General features: G+C 57.8%; 1 pseudogene. It reads right to left on the minus strand.

From position 1 onward, the window contains the following. Window positions 1-673 (minus strand): annotated as a pseudogene (locus tag AACY52_RS29045) (preprotein translocase subunit SecA); the annotation flags it as partial.

A 673-nucleotide genomic window follows, 5' to 3' on the forward strand; every position in this document is an offset into this window, starting at 1 on the left:
CGGGATGGTGACGACGTTCATTTTGTAGATGTCGTAAAATTCCGCCGCCTCGGTCGCCGCCGTGCCGGTCATGCCGGCGAGCTTGGGGTAAATGCGGAAATAGTTCTGGAAAGTGATCGAGGCCATCGTCTGGTTCTCGGGCTCGATCTCGACGCCTTCCTTGGCCTCAATCGCCTGATGCAGGCCGTCCGACCAGCGGCGGCCATCCATCATACGACCGGTGAATTCGTCGATGATGACGACCTTGCCGTCCTTGACGATATAATCGGTGTCGGCCTTGAACATCATGTTCGCGCGCAGCGCCTGGTTGGTGTGATGCACCACCTGCGTGTTCTCGAAATCATAGAGGTTTGCGCCTTCGAGCAACCCGGCATCCTCGAGCATCCGCTCGACCTTCTCGGTGCCGTCCTCGGTCAGGATGATCGACTTCTGCTTTTCGTCCTTCTCATAATCCTCGGGCGAAAGCTGCTTCACGACCAGATCGACCGAGCGGTACAGGTCAGACTTGTCGTCGGTTGGGCCCGAGATGATCAGCGGGGTACGCGCTTCGTCGATCAGCACCGAATCGACTTCGTCGACGATCGCCATCGCGAACGGGCGCTGCACCATCGATTCGCGATCGTATTTCATGTTGTCGCGCAGATAATCGAAGCCGAACTCGTTATTGGTGCCG

It is taken from the genome of Pseudomonas sp. EA_65y_Pfl1_P113 (assembly GCF_963970525.1).
Lineage (GTDB): Bacteria > Pseudomonadota > Gammaproteobacteria > Pseudomonadales > Pseudomonadaceae > Aquipseudomonas > Aquipseudomonas tritici.